This window comes from Campylobacter sp. IFREMER_LSEM_CL1890 (assembly GCF_025772045.1).
GTDB classification, from domain to species: domain Bacteria; phylum Campylobacterota; class Campylobacteria; order Campylobacterales; family Campylobacteraceae; genus Campylobacter_D; species Campylobacter_D lari_D.
On the sequence record NZ_JAKMRK010000007.1, the window covers coordinates 64,711 to 81,767 of the forward strand.

11 protein-coding genes and 5 tRNA genes are annotated in these 17,057 nt (G+C 25.8%); 12 read left to right on the plus strand and 4 right to left on the minus strand.

Annotation, left to right across the window (positions count from 1 at the left end):
- Position 1 precedes the first annotated feature (1 nt).
- The 10 genes from rmuC (at position 2) to L8W57_RS04990 (ending at position 6,191) form a co-directional block, all read left to right on the plus strand.
- On the plus strand, positions 2-1,342 hold the full coding sequence (gene rmuC, locus L8W57_RS04945) for a DNA recombination protein RmuC (protein ID WP_263662135.1): 1,341 nt from the start codon (positions 2-4) through the stop codon (positions 1,340-1,342).
- Entirely contained in the window at positions 1,326-2,672 is a 1,347-nt protein-coding gene (locus L8W57_RS04950) for an NAD(P)H-hydrate dehydratase (protein WP_263662136.1), read from the plus strand. Before rmuC ends, L8W57_RS04950 begins: the two co-directional genes overlap by 17 nt.
- Positions 2,663-3,235, plus strand: a complete 573-nt coding sequence (purN, locus tag L8W57_RS04955; protein ID WP_263662137.1) for a phosphoribosylglycinamide formyltransferase — start codon at positions 2,663-2,665, stop codon at positions 3,233-3,235. The genes L8W57_RS04950 and purN overlap by 10 nt, the downstream gene beginning before the upstream one ends.
- Before the next feature lie 43 nt (positions 3,236-3,278).
- Entirely contained in the window at positions 3,279-4,001 is a 723-nt protein-coding gene (locus L8W57_RS04960; RefSeq protein WP_133318985.1) for a TerC family protein, read from the plus strand.
- Between the two features lie 90 nt (positions 4,002-4,091).
- Positions 4,092-4,169: transfer RNA gene (locus L8W57_RS04965), tRNA-Pro, on the plus strand.
- Positions 4,170-4,181: 12 nt separating this feature from the next.
- Positions 4,182-4,258 (plus strand) — tRNA-His (locus tag L8W57_RS04970).
- 3 nt (positions 4,259-4,261) lie between these two features.
- Positions 4,262-4,338 (plus strand) — tRNA-Arg (locus L8W57_RS04975).
- Between the two features lie 27 nt (positions 4,339-4,365).
- Positions 4,366-4,442 (plus strand) — tRNA-Arg (locus L8W57_RS04980).
- A 5-nt stretch (positions 4,443-4,447) separates the two neighbouring features.
- Positions 4,448-4,532, plus strand: a tRNA-Leu gene (locus tag L8W57_RS04985).
- Positions 4,533-5,693: 1,161 nt separating this feature from the next.
- On the plus strand, positions 5,694-6,191 hold the full coding sequence (locus tag L8W57_RS04990; RefSeq protein WP_263662138.1) for a hypothetical protein: 498 nt from the start codon (positions 5,694-5,696) through the stop codon (positions 6,189-6,191).
- Positions 6,192-6,380: 189 nt separating this feature from the next.
- Here L8W57_RS04990 and L8W57_RS04995 read toward each other — a convergent pair whose 3' ends face one another.
- The 3 genes from L8W57_RS04995 to L8W57_RS05005 are packed head-to-tail and all read right to left on the minus strand — an operon-like array spanning position 6,381 to position 11,198.
- Complete coding sequence (locus L8W57_RS04995) at positions 6,381-7,328, minus strand: Abi family protein (protein WP_263662139.1); 948 nt, start codon at positions 7,326-7,328, stop codon at positions 6,381-6,383.
- Between the two features lie 26 nt (positions 7,329-7,354).
- A complete protein-coding gene (locus L8W57_RS05000) occupies positions 7,355-9,919 on the minus strand; it encodes a TrlF family AAA-like ATPase (protein WP_263662140.1) in 2,565 nt (854 codons plus the stop codon).
- A gap of 1 nt (position 9,920) precedes the next feature.
- Positions 9,921-11,198: a DUF2130 domain-containing protein gene (locus L8W57_RS05005; protein ID WP_263662141.1), complete on the minus strand. Its 1,278-nt coding sequence runs from the start codon at positions 11,196-11,198 to the stop codon at positions 9,921-9,923.
- 145 nt (positions 11,199-11,343) lie between these two features.
- On the opposite strand from L8W57_RS05005, the gene L8W57_RS05010 reads away from it, so the two are divergent.
- Both L8W57_RS05010 and L8W57_RS05015 read left to right on the plus strand, forming a co-directional pair.
- Positions 11,344-13,365 (plus strand): site-specific DNA-methyltransferase, encoded by a 2,022-nt coding sequence (locus tag L8W57_RS05010; protein ID WP_263662142.1) that lies wholly within the window; start codon positions 11,344-11,346, stop codon positions 13,363-13,365.
- Entirely contained in the window at positions 13,358-15,892 is a 2,535-nt protein-coding gene (locus L8W57_RS05015; protein ID WP_263662143.1) for a DEAD/DEAH box helicase family protein, read from the plus strand. The genes L8W57_RS05010 and L8W57_RS05015 overlap by 8 nt, the downstream gene beginning before the upstream one ends.
- Positions 15,893-16,228: 336 nt before the next feature.
- Here L8W57_RS05015 and L8W57_RS05020 read toward each other — a convergent pair whose 3' ends face one another.
- Positions 16,229-16,447 (minus strand): hypothetical protein, encoded by a 219-nt coding sequence (locus L8W57_RS05020; RefSeq protein ID WP_263662144.1) that lies wholly within the window; start codon positions 16,445-16,447, stop codon positions 16,229-16,231.
- Positions 16,448-17,057: the final 610 nt, after the last annotated feature.

Sequence of the window (17,057 nt, forward strand, 5' to 3'; positions counted from 1 at the left end):
AATGGAAAATATCTTAATAGCTTTTTTGGCTGTTGTAATTTTAGCTTTTGTATGGGTGGTATTTAAAAGTCAGAAAGAAAAAGTAAAGTTAGAATTTTTAAATCAAAACAATATGACTTTGCAAAATCAACTTTCTAATTTAGAGTTTGAAAAAACTGCACTTATGGAAAAAAATTCCAAACTTTTAGATGAAAAAATATCGTATTTATCTAAAAATGAAGCTTTAGAGGCAAAATTAGCACAAAAAGAACAAACTCAACAAGAACTTTTAAATATGCATTTAAAAGAGCGTGCAAATTTAAAAGAAGAATACACTCAAACCTTAATAAAATTAGAAGAAAAATATAAACAAAGTTTGGCGGGATTAAAACAAGAGCTAGAGCAAAATTTTCAAAAACAAAATGCTAGTATTTTAAATCAAAACAAACTTATGCTCAATGAAGATACAAAAAAAATCTTAGAAGAAATTTTCTTGCCTGTGAAAAAAAGTGTTAAAGAATATAGTGAAAAACTCAGTCAAAATGAAGTTAGCATTAAAACACAAATTGATCATATGTTTAAATTTAGTCAAAATATGGGAGAAAATGCAGATAAGCTAGCTAAAATTTTAAAAGGAGATAAAAAAATTCGTGGTAATTTTGCAGAATTGCAACTAAAATCAGTTTTAGAAAATAGCGGTTTAGTAGAGGGTGTGCAGTATAAATTGCAAGAGAGATTTCAAGATGAGGGTAAAACTTACATTCCTGATGCGGTTGTGTTTTTAGATAAACAAAAAAGTATAGTTATAGATGCAAAATTTTCTCTACCAAGTGATTTTGCTTTTGAAGATATTAGTAAAAATACCTGTCTTGATTTAGCTTATAATCTAAAATCAAGAATTGATGAGTTAGCTAAAAAGCCTTATATGCAGTATGATAAACACACTTATGAGTTTGTTTTGCTTTTTATACCTTATCAAAATATTCTAGATTTGATTTTAAATGTAGATCTTGAAATTTATCAATACGCTTATAAAAAAAAGGTTTATTTAACTACACCAAACACTCTTTTTATGGCATTAAATACTATAAATATTTCATGGAAAAATATACAAAGTAATGAAAATATCTTAAAAGCTTTTGATGAACTGGGTAAATTTCATGATAAATTTGCAGGCGTTTTGGATGATTTTGAAAAAATCAAAGAAAATGTTAAAAGATTAAATTCAAATGTAGATAATATGCAAACAAAGCTTACTCATGGAAGTGGAAATATCGCTTCAAGAGTGATAAAGCTTAAAGAGCTAGGCGCTAAAACTCAAAAATTTATAAAATGTGAGATGAGCGATGAAAGCAGTATTTAAAGATAATATTTCTTATGAAAAAAAGCTTATTGAAAAAGGTTTGGATGAGTTTTTAATGATGGAAAATGCAGGCATAGAGCTTGCAAATTTGATTAAGAAAAAAAGTAAAAACATAAAAAATGCTAAAATTTTATTTTTGCTTGGTGCTGGTGGAAATGGAGCTGATGGACTTGTGGCTATAAGGCATTTAAAAAAAGCTTTTGCTTTTGTTATGCCATATAAAAAAAATACAATGTTTATCAAGCAAGAGCAAATTTTAAAAAATATAGGTTTTAAATTTTTAAAAAAAGAACCTAAATTTAAAGATTTTGACATCATTGTTGATTGTGTTTTTGGGAGTGGTTTAAATAAAGCTTTAGATGAAAATTTGCAAAGAATTTTTAAAAAAATTGCTAAAAGTAAGGCTTTAAAAATAGCTTGTGATGTTCCTAGTGGTCTTGGACAAGAGCTATGTTTTAAGGCTGATTACACTCTTTGCATGGGAGCGATTAAAGAAATTTTATTAGAGGATTTTGCAAAAGAATTTGTGGGTAAAATTAAAATTGCAAATTTGGGTTTAAAACTTTATATGCAAAATACTTCAAGTTTTTTACTAGAAAAAAAAGATTTAAAACTTATTACAAAAAAGATTAACTCAAATAAAGGCGATTTTGGCCATATTTATATTTTTGCAAATAAAAGTGCAGGTACTCTAGCAGGACTTGGTGCTTTAGAATTTGGAGCAGGACTTGTATCTTTAATGGCTAAAGAAAGTTTTTCACCTTTGATTATGTTAAAAGATGATATTGAAAGCAAAATAAATGCAGCTGCTATAGGTATGGGACTTGATGATTTAAGTATTTTAAAAGATGAAAGATTAAAAAACATTCCTTTAGTTTTAGACGCAAATTGCTTTCAAAGTGAAAATTTACTTTCATATCTTGCTAGAGAAGATGTTGTTTTAACCCCTCATCCTAAAGAATTTTGTATGCTTTTAAAACTTTGTTTTAATGAGGATATAAGCGTAGAAGAAATTCAAAACAAACGCTTTTTTTATGCAAGAAAGTTTAGTTCTAAATTTCAATGTGTTTTGGTATTAAAAGGAGCTAATCCTATTATTGCTCAAAAAGAAAAATTTTTTATAGTAAATTGTGGCAATGAAGCTTTAGCAAAAGGTGGAAGTGGGGATGTGTTAAGTGGTATGATAGCAGCTTTGCTTGGAGCTAAATTTAATGCTTTAGAAGCTGCTAAAAATGCAGTATTAGCTCATGCTTTAGTAGCTAAAAATTATAAGAAAAACAAAATTAGTTTTGATGCTTTAAAATTGATAAAGGGGTTAAAATGCTTATAAAATTAGCAATTTTATTTAGTGGCAATGGAAGTAATTTGGAAAATATTTTAGAAAAATTACATAAAAAAACTTTTGGTAAAAATACCTTTGAAGTGGTTTTGTGTGTGTGTAATAAAAAAGAAGCTTATGGTATACAAAGAGCTTTAAAATATAACCTTAATACTAAAATCATAGAGCATGAAAAATTTACTTCAAGAGAAGAATTTGACGCAGAGTTGGTAAAAATTATAAAAGAAAGTCAAGCGGATCTGACTATCTTAGCAGGATTTATGCGAATTTTAAGTCCTATTTTCACTCAAAATATAAAAGCTATTAATCTTCATCCTTCTTTGCTTCCTTTATTTAAAGGTGCCCATGCTATCAAAGAAAGTTATGAGAGCGATATGAAAGTTGCGGGTGTTAGTGTGCATTGGGTTAGTGAAGAGCTTGATGGTGGTAAAATCATTGTTCAAAAGGCGTTTGAAAAAGCTAAACTAAGCTTTGAAGAATTTGAAGATAAAATTCATAAATTAGAGTATGAAATTTTACCTGCAACTATTGTTGAAATTTTTGAAAATGATTAATTTTTTATCATTATAATTACGCTTTTTATTTTAAGGAAGTTAAATGTTTGAGTGGATTTTTAGTGTGGATGCGTGGGTAGTGTTGCTTACGCTTACAGCTTTAGAGATTGTGCTAGGGATTGATAATATCATTTTCTTGGCTATTTTGGTTTCTAAATTACCACCAGAACATAGAGATAAGGGTAGAGTTTTAGGCCTTGCTTTTGCGATGATTACTAGAATTTTATTGTTATTGTCTTTGTTTTGGGTTATGAAGCTTGTCACACCTTTATTTAGTATATTAGGGAATGAAATTTCAGGTAGGGATTTGGTGCTTTTGCTTGGAGGATTGTTTTTGATAGTTAAATCTATCAAAGAAATCAAAGAAAGTATAACACATCAAGAGGAAAGTCAAAGTAATATAAAAATCAGCAATAAACTTTGGATTGTAGTTGCTGAAATAGCTGTGATAGATATAGTATTTTCTCTAGATAGTGTTATTACTGCTGTGGGTATTGCTCAAGATATAGAGATTATGATTATTGCTGTTATTATTGCAGTATTAGTAATGCTTTTTGCTTCTAAACCAATTGCAGATTTTGTAGAAAAATATCCAAGCATTAAAATTTTAGCTTTGGCATTTTTAATAATGATAGGTTTTGTTTTAGTATGTGAAAGTTTTGATATTCATATAGATAAGGCCTATATTTATGTAGCTATGGCCTTTTCTTTGGTAGTTGAAATTTTAAACATCATTTCACAAAAAAAGCAAACAAATAATTCTTAAAATATTTAGCATTTTTTTTATGCTAAATATTCTCATTTATCTTGACTTTTAATATTTTTTTATGTAGAATAACGCTTTATTTTTGTACATCGGGGTGTAGCGCAGTCTGGTTAGCGCACTTGGTTTGGGACCAAGGGGCCGAAGGTTCGAATCCTTTCACCCCGACCATTTTTATAAATGGTGAGTGTAGCTCAGTCGGTTAGAGCATCAGATTGTGGTCCTGAGGGTCGTGGGTTCGATTCCCATCACTCACCCCATCAGCGCTCGTAGCTCAACTGGATAGAGCGACAGACTTCGGATCTGTAGGTTATGGGTTCGATTCCTATCGGGCGCACCATAAGCCCATTGTTACTTTTATTTTTATGCGCTCATAGCTCAGCTGGATAGAGCAACGGCCTTCTAAGCCGTAGGTCAGAGGTTCGAATCCTCTTGAGCGTACCACTTTTGCGGATGTGGTGAAATTGGCAGACACGCCAGACTTAGGATCTGGTGCAGCAATGCGTGAAGGTTCAAGTCCTTTCATCCGCACCACCATGCTTTGAAGCTACTTTCTAAAATTTTTAAAAAACTCAGGGAGCGGTTTTGGTAGCGGTTTTTTTCTCAAAAATTAATTTTTAATACTCCATATTAAAATAATATAATTTATCATTATAATCTAAAAAAGAAATTGACTTTTATAAAAATATTTAAAAAAAGAATAAAATAAAAAATACATTTTACTTTTTTATATTCAATTGCTAATTCATTCTCTATTTCTTTTTTTTATTAAAAGAAGACAGTATAAACTAAATACATTATAATTTATTTATTTTATTCATAAGGCTTTAAAATTAGTTAAACCATTAAAACATATGAAATTTTATAATTATTAGTATTGGTAAAATAATGGTTTCTCAGCTTTTTCGGTTTTTTACTTTTAGGATTAAGCAAATATTATTTTATATACATCTTAATCTTTTTATCAAAAATATAAAAAAATTATTTTAATTTAAAATTATTATAAAATTATATCACTTAGTATTTTTAAGCTAGCGATTAGCTGGAGCTGCGATCCTTTTTATATTTTATTAAATTATAAGGAGGTAATCATGATTGATATTAAAATAAAAATTAATCTGATTTTATCTTTTTTATTTTTTATAAAAATGAAATTTATTTTAGTTGGATCGCTAGCTTAAAAATACTCTCATTTTTTCTTAAAATATATCTTCATTTTATTAAAGTTATAAAAAAATATCCAAAAAAATACAAGTTAATTTTTTCAAAAAATCTTACCTTTTTTTGTTTTGATAAAAAGTTTAGTAAAATGGAAATTTTAAGCTGCATTTTAAAGCTTTCTTTTTGGAGTTTTATAGATAAAATTTATAAAAAATAGCCCATTTTAAAACAATCACTACTCCATGCTAAGCAGATATACCATTTTCATTACCTTTAATATAAAAAAGTATATATTTCGTATATTTTGATAAATTTTTGGTGTATTTTTTATAGATTTTTATAAAATTTGTCATTTTTGTAAAAAATAATCGTACACCTATACATTACTTCGTAAGTATATATTATATGTTTTCGTTACCTTTAGTGTTTTTTTTGAGATTTGCTGTGTTTTTTTAAAAAATGAAAATGTTATGATTTTGTAATTTTTGTATGATAAAATATTATAAATTTTTGTTAAAAAAGGCAAGTTATTCTGTGTTTAAAAATATATTTTTCAAAAAAACTGTATCTGTTGATAATTCTAAAAATGAGATAAAACTAGATGAAGCTCCTACGCAAAACAAAAGTGATAGATTAGAAAAAATAATTCACACTTGGGTAGTAAATTGCACTAAATATTCTTTAAAAAATCCTTATGATACAAGACGCATTAACAGAAAAAATGGCTGTATCAAATTCGTCTTAAAAGTATTTAACAAAACTAAAAATGAAGGTGCTTTAATTGGCATTAGCTCTTCACTTTATGATAAATATAAAAATCTCTATAAATCAAAACTTGCTAGAGTAAAACAATCAAGTAAAATAAAAAGCTTACAAGAAAAATATCCTGATTTAGATATTATCAATGCTTATAAATATGCCATATTAAGCAATAAATGTGCTTTATTAAATGAAGATATTGAAGATTTTGAAAATATTATAAAGATTTTATTGCAATTAAATATCGCTAAAAACAAACAAAAACAAGCCTAAAATCAAAAATCTACTATAAAGCAATATCAACCTAGCATTAAATAATTAAAATCGATTTATGAGCTTGTTTTATTAGATTATGTCAAGGAAGTGGTGTTTAGTTATTATTTGTGTAATTTTGGCAAGCTCGAACGGATCTTACTTGCCGTGACGATAGCGTATTATATCGATAATTTTCTAAAAATTTAATTAATTTCTGAGTAGAACTTTTAAAGATTTTTGCGTAAAAGTTATGAAATTTTTTAGTTTTATATTGGAGTTTACTGCTTGTTTGCTCAAGGCATAATTAACAAAATTTTCATATTCTCTTGCTATGTAGTTTTTTTTCTTGATGTTTTTGCATATTTCTGAAAATAAATTAATTACTTCTAAAAAATCAACAATTAATGCGTTTTGAAGCATTTCTTCTAGGGTATATGTATCTTCTTTTGTTGTTATATTTTTTCGATATGGACTGATTTTTTTAAGTAAATATTTTCTTTTTTCGTTTACAGTATTATCTATCCTTATTAGTATTGAATTGTTATGCGCGGATAGATTTCTTAGCCATCTAATGCTTTCAAAAGTCCAATTTGAAAATGTTTTATATATAGAAAAACTCTCATTGCTTTTTATGCAAAATGTGTAAAATTTGATAAAGTCATTAAAGGTTAGAATTTCTACAAATACCCATATTGGTATTTCATCAGAATAATGTTTTAAAATATCATATAACCCACCACTCTTTCCTTGAGTGATTTTCTCTTTATATTTTTTAAGTAGTATTTTTGTATTCAAACCTTCTTCTGATTTTAAAAAGCTATCTACTAATTCATAACCATCGTTTTCTGCTTGACTTATTTTATATAAAAATAATGTTTTTACCAAGTGTTCTGTATCGAGCGTAATTTTTAAGAGAAAATTTCTAAAAGCCATATCTATTTTTGATATTTCATAGATATAAGAAAACTCTAATTTATCATATTTATCTGATTGTGTTTTTGGATAAATTTTTGCGTATGATTTTAATTTAAAATAATAAGTTTTATGGCTTAAAATTTTTTTAGCTAAAGTTTCATCGATGATATTAAATACAATACCCTTGTTTTTCATATGTTCAATTTGTTCATCAATATTTAATTTTCCTTTTTTATTCATGCAGCTTTATTCCTAAAAATATATAACTAAAGTTGTTTGTTATTAAAACCATATTTTTCTTCTCTTTTTTTAAATGCTTCTTTTCCTCCTTCAAGCTTTAATAATTTTGATCTAAAATCAATATCTTCTATAGCAAATAAATTTGCTTTTGTTTTATTATCGTTATTTTCTAGTTCGATAATTAATTCTGCATCTGCATTTAATACAAAATTTGCATTATGCGTAGCAAATATTATTTGTCTATGCATTTTTATTTTTTTTATTAGATCTACTAAATAGTTTGCGATTAATGAGCTATCAAGGTGAGTTTCAGGTTCATCAATAATAATTGGATTATTTCCTAATGATACTAAAATGATAATAGCTGCAGTGCATCTTTGTCCAAATGATACATTATTGAGACTTTTATTATCATATGTAACTTCTAAATTCTTGTTTTTACTAATATTTCTGATGGTTTTTGCAATTACCAATTGATATATTTGAAAAAATATTTTTTTACTGAAAATTTCACTTAATAATTTAGCTGTCTGGGTATTTTTGCTTTTAAGGAACTCATCTATATCTTTTTTAAACTCGTAGTGTTGTTTACATTCATATACTTTTTTTATGGTTAGTTCTTTAAGATAATTTTTAAATGTACTTTTATCTTTAATTTCAATTTCTTTAAAAAGTTTAATTTTCTCTATAAAATATTCTATGGCAGTGTCAGAAAAATCATCTATGTTAGATATTGGATATTGAATTTTTATATTTTTTAGTTCATCTTTATTGTTTTCGGATATTTCTTCAAATTTTTCATTAACAATATTTAGTTGTTTAGTGATAATGCTTTCGAAATTTTTAATTTTTTCATCAATATCATTGTGCGAGAAAGATTTTATTTCTTCTTTTATCTTTTTTATTTCTTCTTTTATCTTTTTTATTTCTTCTTTGATGTTTTCTATTTTAGAGGTTGCAATTTGAACATCATTGATGTTTTCCTCCGTTAAACCTTTGCTCTCTAAGTAGTTTTTAATTTTTCTTATATATGTTTCTTTTTCACTCTCTAGGCTGTTTATATTTTCTTCACTATCTTTATATTTTTCACCTGTATCGCTTGTGGCTAGCTCACGAATCTTTGTATATAAATCATTATAATAAGAATCATAACTATTTTCAATTTTAATAATATGATGTTTAGTTGCAATATCATTTAGACTGTTAAGCAGTTTATTCACTCTGTCTCTAGAATTTAGTAGTTTTATAAGTTTTTGTTCTATTGTTTGGATTTTTTCTTTGCTTGATAAATACTCATGGTCATCAAAAGAACGGACAATATGTTCTAGTTTTTTTAATTCCTTGCAGTGGTTTTTTAGTCGAATATGTAAACTAATTCTATTTTTTAAATTATCTATTTGATTTTCAAATACTTGAAGTTCTTTTGTAATGGCATCTTCGGTTTCTATTAATAAGTTATTTGTATTTTTATTTAATCTGTTAAATATTGCTTTGGTGAATTCTTTTGAGTTTTTTGCAAATTCTTCAATTTTGTTTTGTGCTAAAAATTCTATATTTTCTATTTCTTCTGGAGAAAACAAAACTTTAGAATTAATTTCTTTGGGATTAAGTTCGTTGAAAAATTTTTCATCTAATTTGTTTATTTTAGCTGCTATTAGGTTGAGTAAAGTGCTTTTTCCGCTACCTCTTCCACCTATAATACAAGTCAAATAGGGGCTAAAATAAATAATTTCTTTAAAATCTGCAAAGCAGAATTTATCGTTACCCCATTTGGTATTTTCATCAAATTTTAATTCTACACTTTCAATTTTGTGTATTGCTTTTGGAGGTTCATTTTTTTCAATAAAAACTCTTGATGGTTCGTATAATATTTGTCTTAGTCCTTCAAAAGTAGGTTTTGCTTTTATCCAAGTAAATTTTTTACCTATTGTATTTAAGTCATGAGCATCACTACTTTGCAAGACTCGTTTTCCATAAGATTCCCAATGTTCTACATCATCTTTTAATGCTTCCAATTTGTTTGTTGAGTGAATTAAAAAATGAGTATATTTATTTATTTTTTTATAGTTTGCACTACTTCTTGCGTTTCCGTGTCCTCTTGATAAAAATCCAAGCAAATAGCTATTTTTTATATTTAAAGATTCATCGTTTAAATGTTTTATTAGTTCATCAAAATTTACAACAGCTTTAGCATAATCATTTTGCGAGTCTAAATCACTTAATTTTTTTTTAACTCCATCTACATGGACATTCACATTTGCCAAAAATTTAATAATGTGTTCTTCATTCAGACAGTCAGAAAAAATAATATGCAAATCTAAACATTGATTTTCTTTATTTAGATAATCCAGTCTAAGTTCTAAATTTAAAAAAGCACTTATATTTTTATTTTTTAACTTTTTTTGTAATTCATAATCTCCTTTTTTGAAGTTAAAATAATTAGTCAGTCCAACACATGAAATTTGTTTGCTGATTATTTCATTAATAAAACTATCATCGCTACAATTATAATTATTGTTCATATTGCTATATGGCGTATGAACATGTAAATCCCATTTGAGCCAAGTAGAACCAATATTATTTGTTAACATGTTAATTTTCCTCGATCGAATACGGTAGTTCTAAAACATTAATACTAGCTATACTATTTCCAGCTATTCCCTTTATAGAGCCATACATATTTATAGAATTTTCTAGTACTTGTTCTAGTTGCTTTTCTCTTTGTTTCCAGATTCTTTGTATAGATCTTTTTTCGCTTTCTAAGTCTTTTTGCATTTGCGTAAATCCTTCTACTATAGTCTCAATTTGCATCTTAAATTCTGTACTAGTAAGATATTTGTAAAGTAAACTCATCTTATCAGTTTTATTTTCTTGTGATTTTTTTGCTTGGTTTATTTTGATAATACTATCTCGAATAACAGAAGACAAAGCTTTAAATTCTTCGTAAGTGCATACCCATATGCCATCAATCAATCCCATTCTATCCAGCTCCTTTGGTAATACCTCTGTAACAAGTATTCCTGCATCAGCTCCTTTGTTAATTATATCTGTTTTAAATTTTCCTATCCATTCTCGCTTAAATTCTTTTGTTCTTTTGCTCTCGTAGTATATTTTTCCACAATTTTGTACTTCTCTAGTATGTATGATTTGTATACAATCTCCACCTTTTGCTCCTTTAGCTATCTCTTCGATAGTATCGAAAGGATATTTATTTTTCAAAAATTCTTCAATGGCTAATTCTTGAATTTCTCCTTGTAACTGTTGAGAGCCTTGTTCCATTTTTCTTTGGGCTTCTTGCAGTTGCTTTTTTAGTTGCTCCAGTTTTTCTTCCTGTTCTCGAAATTTTAATTCATTTTTTTCGTCAACTGTTTTTTGTATTTTGATTTTTTCTTCTTGTAGTAATTTAGAAAATTTTATTTCATTTTCAGCTTGTATTTTTGCTTCTACTTCTTCTTTTTCACGTTTAAGTTTTTCAATTTCAGCTTTGCTTTTGTTTAGTTCTTTAACTTGATTGGATTTTTCTGTAAGCTCTTTTTGTAGCAAATCAAGCATTTCTTTGTAATCATCATTTATTTCCTTTCGAATACTATCTGCCAATTTTTGCTTTTCTTGTTTTAAAAGATTTTTTGCTTCTTTTGAAATTTCTTCATCGATTCTTTCTTTTTGTTTTTTGATATTTTCTTTTTCTTGATCTAGAAGCTCAAAAGCTTTTTTGTATTCTGCTTTTTGTCTTTCCATATCCTCTTCAATTTTTTTTCTTTCTAGCTGATTTTTTTGTGAAATTTCAGATTCCAATTGACGATAAAGTATTTCATTTACATTTATATTGTTGCCACATTGAGGGCATTTAATGCTAGCTTTTTCGGACATATAAACTCCTAAGATTATATATTTTAATTTACTTTATATTTATATTATAATATAATACTGATTGTTAAAAAAATCTTATTTTGCTTATATTTGTTTTTAATCACAATGTTATATAATAAACTATAAATAATTAAAAAGGAAATAAATGCTAAAAGATAAATTATTGCAAGATTTAGAAGAACATTTTGAAACTTTAGGACAAGTTAGAAATTTAGCACAAAATTATGATGAGAAATTATTTGATTATCTTTTAGAAGAAAGTAAATATAAAGAAGAATTTAAAAGTAGATTTTTTATTTTTAGCAAAAAAACTTTGGTTTTTAAGCTTAATGATTTTTTGAATTTTTTAGATCTTAGAAGCTTAGGTGGTAGTTTTACAAGCTATGCTAACAAAATAGGACTTGCAAATAAAACAAAATCTCTTTTAAAAACAAATAACGAAGTGGTGTTAAATTTTGCTTTTAAAGATGGTGTTATAAAAGGCGGACAAAGCAAAGATGATGAAACTCAAAATGAAATATTTTTCAATGAAATACTGGCTCGTGATGAAATAGATGTGTTATTTGATAAAAAAGCTTTGCAGAATTTTGAATTAATAGGCGAAAATAAAAATCTACAAGAATATTTAAAAGATAATCCAAATTTACTCATAAAAGGCAATAACTTACTAGCATTGCATTCTTTAAAAAAACTCTATGCAAATAAAGTAAAATTAATCTACATTGATCCACCTTATAATACAGGCAATGATAGTTTTAATTATAATGATAAATTTAATCATTCTACATGGCTTACTTTTATGAAAAATCGTCTTGAAGTAGCAAGTGAATTTTTAAGAGATGATGGTGTGATTTTTGTGCAATGTGATGATAATGAACAAGCTTATTTAAAAGTGCTTATGGATGAGATTTTTGGAAGAGAGAATTTTGAAAGTTGTATCACACATATTGTTAAGCCTGAGGGAAGAATGTATGGAAATGTCGCAAAAACACACGAATATATTTTAGTTTATGCAAAACAGGCTGCATTTTTAGAATTAAATGAAATTGAGAAAAAAGGACATAGTTTTGATTTTCAAGATGAATTTGGTGGATTTAATTTAAAAAATTTAGAAAATGGAAATTTTAGGGCATTTAACTCAAAAAATCGTCAAAATTTAAGATATCCTTTATATATTGATTTATCATCAAAAGATAAGTTTGATTTGTTAAAGGTGTATGTTGAAAATAAAGATAATAAATACATAAAAGTTTTACCTAGACTTGTAGATAACTTTGAGTGTGTTTGGCGTTGGAGTAAGGATAAGTGTAAAAATGAAATATATGATTTGTGTGCTAGGAAAAGCAATAATGGGGAATATTTAATTTTTCAAAAAGTTAGAAAAACTACTACAAAAGTAAAGAGTATTTTTTATGAAACAGAAATGATAACACAAAAAGGAACGCAAGAAATCAAAGCTCTTTTCTTAGGGCAACAGAGTGCATGGGATTTTAGGGATAAAAGGGGGGATAAGGGGGACGCTTTGCAAGTAGAACACCTTATCCCCCTTGATAAAGAAAAAGATAATTTGAAAGAAAATCCAAAAGTAGAGCTTTTTAGCACTCCCAAACCTGAAGCCTTGCTTCAAAGAATAATTGAAATTTCCACCAACGAAAATGACATAGTAATGGACTTTTTTGCAGGAAGTGGCACCACTTTAGCTGTAGCTCATAAAATGAAACGCAAGTGGATAGGTATAGAGCAAATGGATTATATAGAAACTATCACAAAAGAAAGACTTAAAAAAGTCATAGAAGGTGAGCAAGGTGGTATCAGCAAAGCAGTAAATTGGCAAGGTGGTGGAAGTTTTATTTATGCTGAACTTATGCCTTTAAATGCAGTTTATAAAGAAAAAATACAAAATTTAAATGATGAAAAAGAACTAGATAATATTTATCAAGAGTTAAAAACTAAAGCTTTTTTAGATTATAGAGTAGATATAAATGAAATCTTAAAAGATAAAGAATTTGAAAATTTAGACTTAGAAAGCAAAAAAGAAATTTTAAAGCTTGTTTTAGATTCTAATATGGATTATGTTTTATATGGTGATATAAAAGATGAAGATTATGCTATATCTGAAGAAATAATAAAACTTAATGAAATACTTTATGGTGATGAAAATGTTTAATAAAAAATTACATGAGCTTTTACAGGATGAATTTGGAAAAAGAGGTATAGAGCAAATAGAAATTCCTTTTTATGTAAAAGATAATTTATCAAAAGAATTAAGAATTTATCAAGAAAAAGCTCTAAAGTATTATTATGCAAATTCTGATAGCATAAAACAAAGACACTTAATGTTTAACATGGCAACAGGAAGTGGAAAAACACTTATAATGGCTGCTTTAATGTTAGATTGTTATAAAAAAGGATATAGAAATTTTATCTTTTTTGTAAATTCTACTTCTATTTTAGAAAAAACAAAAGCAAATTTTGCCAACAAATACTCAAGCAAATATCTTTTTAAAGATATTAATATAGATTCTAAAAATATAGAAATTAACATTATCAATAATCTTTTTGAAAGTAAAGATGATTGTATAAATATATATTTTACCACCATACAAGCCCTGTTTTCTCTTTTTAAAAATGAAAGGGAAAATTCTTTAAGTTTTGAAGATTTAAAAGACAAAAAGCTTGTATTTTTAGCTGATGAAGCTCATCATTTAAATAGTGATACTAAAAATAAAAATGAAAATGAACTTAAAGAAGGTTGGGAAGCTATTATAAAAAGAGCCTATGAAAGTAATAATGAAAATTTATTATTTGAATTTAGTGCTACTATTCCACAAGAATTCAATGTTTTGGAAAAATATCAAGATAAAATCATTTATGAATACACCTTAAGAGAATTTTGTAAAGATGGATATTCTAAGCGTATATTTTTAGTTAAGTATGACAATGATAGTTTAGAATATAGATTTTTAGGAGCTGTGCTTTGTAGTCTTTATAGAGAGTTGTTGGCTCAAAAATATAACATTGTTTTAAAACCTGTTGTTTTATTTAAGAGTGAATCTATAAAAGAATCTATGCAAAATCAAGAAAAATTTATAGATTTTATAGATAATTTAGAAAGCTTGCATATAGAAGATTTTTATAAAAATATAAACAAAGAAAGTGATCTTTTAAATAAAAGCTTAGAGTTTTTTAAAAGAGAATATCAAAATACTTATGCAAAAACTATTGTAAATTTTTTGAAAAATAATTTTAAAACGCTTTATATGTTAAACACAAATGATGATAAAGCGCTAGAGAAAAATCAAATTTTACTTAATAGCTTAGAGGAAAAAGACAATCAAATAAGAGTTATTTTTTGCGTTGATAAACTTAATGAAGGATGGGATGTTTTAAATCTTTTTGATATAGTTAGACTTGGAAATAAAAAGGCAAGTAAAACAATAACCACAAAGGAAGCACAACTTATAGGAAGAGGTGCTAGATATTATCCTTTCAAAAGCGATTTGTTTGATTTTGATGATGAGCTTAAATTTAAAAGAAAGTATGATAGTGATCTTGAAAATGAGTTAAATGCTTTAGAGAAATTAACTTATCATACTAGAAATGATGTTGAGTTTATTAAGCAACTCAATGAAAGTATGAATAAAGAAGGATTATTATTTGAGGAGGAAAAAACACGCATAGATTTAATAGTCAATGAAAAAATAAAAGAGATTATTAAAAATAACAAAATTTATTACGCTAATAATAAAAGAATCAAAAAACGTGATTTGAAAAATTTTTACATTACAAGAATAGAGATGGAGCAAAAAATAAAAGGTTTGCAAATTCCTTATTTTTCAAATTCTATAAAAGAAAGTGAGGAGAAATTTGAAGAAATCAAAGAAGAATATGATCTTCAAAAACCATCTGCTCTTAATCATATAGATAGCATATACTTTTTAAAGGCGATGAATATATTAGGACTTGATTTTAATAAAATCAATGAAAATTTTGCTTTTAAAAGTAAAAAAGATTTTATAGAAAATTGTTTGAAAGATATAGTTGTTTGTTTTTCAAAACGACAAGAGTTTAATCAAATAAACAATCTTGAAATAGCCAAATATATTTTAGAAAATTTTAAATCGCTAAAGCAAGGCATAAAGCAAGAATACGAAGTAAGTGAGTTTATAACTCATGAATTTAATATAGGTAATAAGGTAGTATTTAAAAATAAAGAGAATTTCGAGGAAATGAATTTTGAGTGGCTTTATCACAAAACTTTTTGTTTTGATAGTAAATTAGAAAAAGATTTTTTAATTTTTATAGAAGAATACAAAGATGAAATTGATAGTGTTTTTTCCGACTGGTTTATTATAAGAAATGAAGGATTTGAAGAATTTAAAATTTATGACAATAGAAAAGATGAAGTAACTTATGCTATGGGGTTTGAACCTGATTTTATTTTTTTTGGTAAGAAAAATAAAGATGATGGTAATTTTTTAAGTATACAATGTTTTATAGAAACAAAAGGGGAGCATTTAGCAATAGCAAAAGATACTTGGAAGGAAGAATTTTTAGAGGCTTTAAAAGGAAAAATAATAACCACTAAAGATGATAAAAAATTAACTCTTCAATCCTTGCCGTTTTTTATAAACAAAGATTTAAAGATGAATGATAAATTTGTTAGTAGTTTTAAGGAATTTTTGAATACATAAAAGTCACTATTTTTAAAATTTAAACATTAGAATTTTTATTCTATTGTTTAAATTTGCTTGTTTTAATTTTTCCGAGATAATTTGAAATAGATCTTACAACTTATAATTATATTGTACCAAGGAAATCATGAGTGTGATTTTATTTATCGTTAGTTAGAAAGAGTATAAAATCAGCAGTGTTTTCTTAGAATAGTATTGTCTTTTTGTAATTTTTACTTTAATGATATAGCTATTAGAACAATATAATAGTGTTTAAAACAATATTATAAAAATTCTGCTTCTTTTTTTATATTGTGATTATATACAGATTAATCAATAATATCTGAAATTGGTTTTTTAGCTAAAACAATTTAAATATTTATGAGTAAGTTTGTTTTGTCTTTTTTTACAATTTTGGTTTAATTTATATAATTGATCTTCCTCAAATCCATCATTTATTCCTGCTTCAGCAAGTTCTAATTGTTCTTTGTGAAATTCTTCATCATCTTTAAAAGCCTCAAAACTTTTTATCCATAATGCTTTTCTCTGGTTTATATATTCTTCGTTTTTAAACATATCTATCCTTTTGTTTTATTATTTAATTTTGCTTATTTTAATTTTTCTAAGATAATTTCAAAAGTATTTTCGCTTACACCCATTAAAAATCCTAAGCTAATAATATAAAGAATATATCAAAAATAGACTTTATAACTTATAAACATTTTTCTGTAAATATATTATTTAAACTATTCTTAGTAGAAATTTGTAGATTTCGCAAATATCAAGAATATCAACAAAGTAACTATGGATATAATACAAAGTTGATAAAAGCTAGATCTTTGAAATATTATAATTAAAAAATAATATTGTATTTTTAAAGTTGATTAGATAATATATTAATTTAATAATTTTTATAACAAAAAAAGGAAATAAAATGGGACAATATATTGTATTAGCCTTTGCAATAGCAGTTGCTATATTTGTGACATTTTATGACTTTGATAAAGATAAAAAAATCGATAATAATAAAAAATAATTGATTTTGATATTTTATTATTAGAAGCATGTTTATATCTTTTAGCTTTTATTTTTTATTGCAAAATAACAATATAAATAAAAATTTAAAAAGCATTATTTATAAAAATACCTGCAAAAGTAATCTTAAGATTCATAGAATCTATTGGCG

Excerpts from the sequence above, each read along its gene's own strand:
- rmuC (WP_263662135.1), top strand. The coding sequence starts at position 2 with ATGGAAAATATCTTAATAGCTTTTTTGGCTGTTGTAATTTTAGCTTTT.
- L8W57_RS04950 (WP_263662136.1), top strand. The coding sequence starts at position 1,326 with ATGAAAGCAGTATTTAAAGATAATATTTCTTATGAAAAAAAGCTTATT.
- purN (WP_263662137.1), top strand. The coding sequence starts at position 2,663 with ATGCTTATAAAATTAGCAATTTTATTTAGTGGCAATGGAAGTAATTTG.
- L8W57_RS04960 (WP_133318985.1), top strand. The coding sequence starts at position 3,279 with ATGTTTGAGTGGATTTTTAGTGTGGATGCGTGGGTAGTGTTGCTTACG.
- L8W57_RS04995 (WP_263662139.1), bottom strand. The coding sequence starts at position 7,328 with ATGAATAAAAAAGGAAAATTAAATATTGATGAACAAATTGAACATATG.
- L8W57_RS05000 (WP_263662140.1), bottom strand. The coding sequence starts at position 9,919 with ATGTTAACAAATAATATTGGTTCTACTTGGCTCAAATGGGATTTACAT.
- L8W57_RS05005 (WP_263662141.1), bottom strand. The coding sequence starts at position 11,198 with ATGTCCGAAAAAGCTAGCATTAAATGCCCTCAATGTGGCAACAATATA.
- L8W57_RS05010 (WP_263662142.1), top strand. The coding sequence starts at position 11,344 with ATGCTAAAAGATAAATTATTGCAAGATTTAGAAGAACATTTTGAAACT.
- L8W57_RS05015 (WP_263662143.1), top strand. The coding sequence starts at position 13,358 with ATGTTTAATAAAAAATTACATGAGCTTTTACAGGATGAATTTGGAAAA.
- L8W57_RS05020 (WP_263662144.1), bottom strand. The coding sequence starts at position 16,447 with ATGTTTAAAAACGAAGAATATATAAACCAGAGAAAAGCATTATGGATA.